Raw genomic sequence first — 4,616 nt, 5'->3', positions numbered from 1 at the left:
TGAGTCTTAAGCATGAGGCTACTCAGGGAGTTTACATCGCTGTCAGATGCCGAGCTTTTGTCTAATTGGCTCAGGTCAAAAGGAATTCTCACTCATATATCTGGAGTGAACTCGAAGCAGCTTGGAGCAATAGCGACCGGAACAGTTAAAGTTGGAGTTTGGGCTGTCTTAAACGAGCAAGTGGACGATGCTACAGCTTTGCTTACAAATAATAGGCATACTGTTAGGCATCAGCTCACAGAAGAAGAGATGTCGCGTCTAGAGAGTGAATCTCAAGGTAAGGTTGCAGCCTCCCTGAATTCGCTATTGAATAAGCTAGTTTTTGCCTTGGTAGCACTAATGATTATGGTGGTAGCGTACAGCGTACTATCAAACTCATAACAAGGCCGGGCAATATGCTCTGGGCCTTCGGCCCTCCGCGGGACAGCTTACCTTGTGCACCTTTTGCGCGAGTCGCTGCGCTCCCAGTTTCGCGCAAAATGCGCACAAGGTAAGCTGCCCCTGCCGGCGGCGTTAAATATCCCAGTTTCGCAAAAGCATTAGCGGCTAAATTTTAGTCTTCAAGTTGATGGTTGGATCATGTTGAAAATATGCCTCAAATACTTAGCAGTGATTTACTTGATGATTGGGGTTTTAATTAGTGTTCAAGAATATACAAAAGAACTGAAAATATTTGAGTGTGAGCATCACCTGGGGGAAGATTGGTCAAAGGTACTTAAACCCGGAACGTACAAAAATCCTAGTCCGGAGCAGTGCACAAGGCTTGGCGCAAAACCATCAGTTATTATGAGGATTCCTGTCCTCGCGGTAACTTGGCCCGTATTTCTCGTCTTAAAGTATGGTAAACGTAGGGCGAGTATGGAAAGGTTTAATTGACCACAGGGCGCTGGCCATATTTAACAATCACAGGCAGCAATGCTCCGGCCCTTCGGGCCTCCGCGGGACGTCTTACCTTGTGCACCTTTTGCGCAGGTCGCTACGCTCCCAGTTTTGCGCAAAACGCGCACAAGGTAAGCCGCCCCTGCTGTGGGCGTTATGCGTAAGGAGGTACAGTGTTAAATTCGGGAAAATATGGTGAATTTCTCGTGATGACCGAACTATTGAAGAGGGATATTGAAGCCTACCAGGCAGTGAAAATTAACCAAGAAGATTACGACATTACTGTTGTTCGCAGTACTTCAGAAGTAATTCGAGTTCAGGTGAAAACTACTGAATTGCAAAATGGCTCTACCAATAATGCGATTTCTAACATTGATAAGAATTACGATATTCTCGTAATCGTTATAGTTGACCCATCTGGTGACAGGCATTTTGTTCTTACCAAGGATGAAGTATTGCGTGAGAAGGCAGCAGGAAATCAGATTTATATCTCGCAAAAAACAGCAGGTACGCCCCAAATTCGTCAAAATCTAATTCAGTATGAGGGGCAGTGGAGCAAGATATAAATACGCATAACAAGGCCGGGCAATTCGCTCCGGTCCTGCGGCCCTCCGCGGGACAGCTTACCTTGTGCACCTTTTGCGCAGGTCGCTTTGCTCCCATTTTTACGCAAAATGCGTACAAGGTAAGCGGCCCCTGCCGGCGGCGTTATGTGTCTGAGAAAATACAATGAGTGGCGTACTGAGCTTTGCCAAAGAGCTAAATCGACAGAGTAATTTGCCTTCTAAAGCATTTCGAAGAGACGCACCAATATATGCGCTTGTTAGTACTATGAATAACATCATTGGTTGCCATCTTTCGGGGAATGATCGGCCAATATCAGTTCTTAAAGAGAGAGCGCTACAGTTTATGGAAGAGAATCCAGCTGCTAAAGAAACGGAAATTTACTATGAACTTGCGCACGATCTACTTGCAGAGATAAACACATAACAATCACGGGCAGTAAAGCTACGGCCCTACGGGCCTCCGCGGGACGGCTTACCTTATGCACGTTTTGCGCGGTTCGCTTCGCTCCCATTTTCGCGCAAATCGCGCATAAGGTAAGCCGCCCCTGCCGTGGGCGTTATTTGGCATGATAAAAGTAATTAGCCGAAATGGAGATGGCTTCATGGTAGAAGAAAGGGATGTAGAAATTTTTTTAAAGGCCAAAAAAGAAGATATGGCTACGAATGCCTTACAAGTAGTTTCGGCCATTTTTCTTCTTGTCCTTGTGATTCTTGAGGTAATCATGCCCAGGCATGGTTATACCGTTGTACTTGCCACTGTTTCAGTAGTATTCATGGCGGCAGCCCTTGGGCACAGTAGGTGGGTCACTGTTTCTCGGGCGCACCTGATTGAGACGTTGGAAAATATTTTCAACCGAGACGCCAATGCTTTGAAAATTCTGGCTGACAAAAAGCGAAGCTCTGGCCAAGGTGCCTAGGCCAAATAACAAGGCCGGGCAATTTGCTCCGGGCCTCCGGCCCTCCGCGGGACAGCTTACCTTGTGCGCTTTTTGCGCGGGTCGCTGCGCTCCCAGTTTCGCGCAAAACGCGCACAAGGTAAGCTGCCCCTGCCGGCGGCGTTATTGGTGCCGGTAAATTTTTTTCGTTTATCCGAGGTTGCTGGAGTTTCAGAGCCAACAATAGCATCCAGTATTGAGCCAGTTTGGCTGATTGCTATTCAAGTATGTTCGTTCCTAGAGCGTTCGCTCAGGTTCGGCAGAAGAGGGCAATCCTGAGTATTTTCTTGGAGTGCCAGTAAGATAATAAATAGGTGGGGAAAGTGCGGTATTCTTTCCTCGTAAATTTAGGCAGTCGCCAGCCAAGCCGTGGCTGGCAAAGTGCTAATAGGTGGTTCAGAGTGCGGCCGCAATAACGAGGCTAGGCAGGAGCGCCCAGCCCCTTCGGGGCTCGGCTGGACAGCCTACGCGGCGCGCTTCGCACGCCAAGCGCTCCGGCTGCCCCTGCTAGCGGCGTTATGAGTCTCAGAGGTTCCATGGAACTATCGCAAGATAAATGGATGTACGGCGGAGCGATTCTGCTCATACTGTTATCTGGTATCAGTGTGTTCGGCGGCCTTCCATCAATATGGCTTCCCATGCCATCTCCGATTGTTTATGCGGCTTTTTTTCTTCCCTTTAAGCTATTCTTTTTTATTACTGCAATCTGTTACGCCGCTGTACTTTTATTTTTTTACTCGTCAAAGAATTTTCCAAAAGTTGTTTTGGCTTTAGTAGTAATACTGGGTGTTTTAAACGTTTATTATTTTCAGCGTAGCTGGGAGAGCGGCGTCCAACACCAGGGCGCAGCGCACACTTACATAGTTGCTATACAGAACCTGATAGGATTCGGTATAGTCCTAGTACTAGCAACTACTGCCCAAATTAAAAACGTAAAAAGATTGTCTCTGTTGGCCAATCTTCTTCTATTCACTTTGTTGTCGTGGTGCGCATATCCGTACCTGGGTGCCACATGGTAGTAGCAACTCATAACAATCGCAGGCAGTTTGCTACGGCCCTTCGGGCCTCCGCGGGACGGCTTACCTTGTGCACTTTTTGCGCGGGTCGCTTCGCGCCCACTTTAGCGCAAAATGCGCACAAGGTAAGCCGCCCCTGCTGCGGGCGTTAGGAGGAGTATATGGACGATACCCCAGAAGAAGCGCAGCAAAGACATTTGCTTTTTATGCAGCACCTAATTGAGCATGGAGTAGCATGGGCACTGCATAATGGAGAAGGGCTCGCCAACTGGCAAACTGGTGACGGAGACCTTCTACTCCCTTTGTGGAGTTCGTGTAATGCTGCCGAATCTGCTTTGGCAAATTTTGAAGGCTACGAGCCAATCCAGATTGGAAAAAAAGATCTACTCGATCAGGTTCTCCCTGCTGCCGAGAGTCACGGAATGTGGATCGGGACAAATTTAAACTCTAGTCTTGCCGGGTTGGATGTGCCGGCAGCCTATCTTAAAGAGGTTGTGTCCAGTGGCCGCTCCTCCTAACAAGTCAAAGCATACCGACGCGCTGTCGCGCGCGCCTGTTTGAGGCGTTAAATGCGTGAGAGGTTTATATGCATCAGCTGAAATTTTTGTTTGTCCTGCTAGCGGTGGGCATCACAGTAATAGATTTCGCTACATTTGGTGCTGAAAAAAATGGTATTGGTGCGCTTTATTTGGTGCCTTTACTACTTGCTCTTAGCTTTATTTGTTCTGTTCTAATCAGTCGTAGTTACCCTTGGTTTTCGCTGCTTTCCATCATTATGGAGTATTGCGTTATGAGTGCGGGATTTGTAGGCGTTTTGCTTCCACTGGCTCAATTGATTCATCATGGTATTCACGATATCAGTATGGTGCCTTTCATGGCTGCGGCATTGTTTGGCATTGCGGCTCTATTGACCTACGCTGCGTTGGTCAGACATTTAACAAAGCCAGGCAAGTAGCTCCGGGCCTTCGGCCCTCCGCGGGACAGCTTACCTTGTGCACGTTTTGCGCAGGTCGCTACGCTCCCATTTTTGCGCAAAGCGCGTACAAGGTAAGCTGCCCCTGCTGGCGGCGTTATTGGTGCCGGTCGGTATTTTTTTGTTTACCGTGGCTGCTGAAATTTTAGTGCCACTAAATAGCTTCCAATATTGAGCCGTTTTGGTCAGTTGCTATTCAATCAGATCCGTTCCTAGAGTGTTCGGTCTGTTTCAGTAGAAGAGGGCA

The 4,616-nt window shown here is 48.0% G+C and carries 5 protein-coding genes; all 5 read left to right on the top strand.

What is annotated here, in order from left to right:
• Window positions 1-1,052: 1,052 nt before the first annotated feature.
• The 5 genes from AS89_RS0110085 to AS89_RS0110060 all read left to right on the top strand — a co-directional run bounded on the left by AS89_RS0110085 (window position 1,053) and on the right by AS89_RS0110060 (window position 4,351).
• Complete coding sequence (locus AS89_RS0110085; RefSeq protein WP_010132461.1) at window positions 1,053-1,445, top strand: hypothetical protein; 393 nt, start codon at window positions 1,053-1,055, stop codon at window positions 1,443-1,445.
• Window positions 1,446-1,608: 163 nt separating this feature from the next.
• On the top strand, window positions 1,609-1,869 hold the full coding sequence (locus tag AS89_RS18670) for a hypothetical protein (RefSeq protein ID WP_138976391.1): 261 nt from the start codon (window positions 1,609-1,611) through the stop codon (window positions 1,867-1,869).
• 142 nt (window positions 1,870-2,011) lie between these two features.
• Window positions 2,012-2,362, top strand: a complete 351-nt coding sequence (locus AS89_RS0110075) for a hypothetical protein (protein ID WP_033230286.1) — start codon at window positions 2,012-2,014, stop codon at window positions 2,360-2,362.
• Between the two features lie 1,195 nt (window positions 2,363-3,557).
• Window positions 3,558-3,914, top strand: a complete 357-nt coding sequence (locus AS89_RS0110065) for a DUF2750 domain-containing protein (RefSeq protein WP_010132458.1) — start codon at window positions 3,558-3,560, stop codon at window positions 3,912-3,914.
• A gap of 68 nt (window positions 3,915-3,982) precedes the next feature.
• Complete coding sequence (locus tag AS89_RS0110060) at window positions 3,983-4,351, top strand: hypothetical protein (RefSeq protein WP_010132457.1); 369 nt, start codon at window positions 3,983-3,985, stop codon at window positions 4,349-4,351.
• The last annotated feature ends 265 nt before the right edge of the window (window positions 4,352-4,616 follow it).

This window comes from Microbulbifer agarilyticus S89 (assembly GCF_000220505.1).
GTDB classification, from domain to species: Bacteria; Pseudomonadota; Gammaproteobacteria; order Pseudomonadales; family Cellvibrionaceae; genus Microbulbifer; species Microbulbifer agarilyticus_B.
The sequence above is the reverse complement of the archived record's forward strand: the minus strand, read 5'-3'. Positions and strand labels throughout refer to the sequence as shown.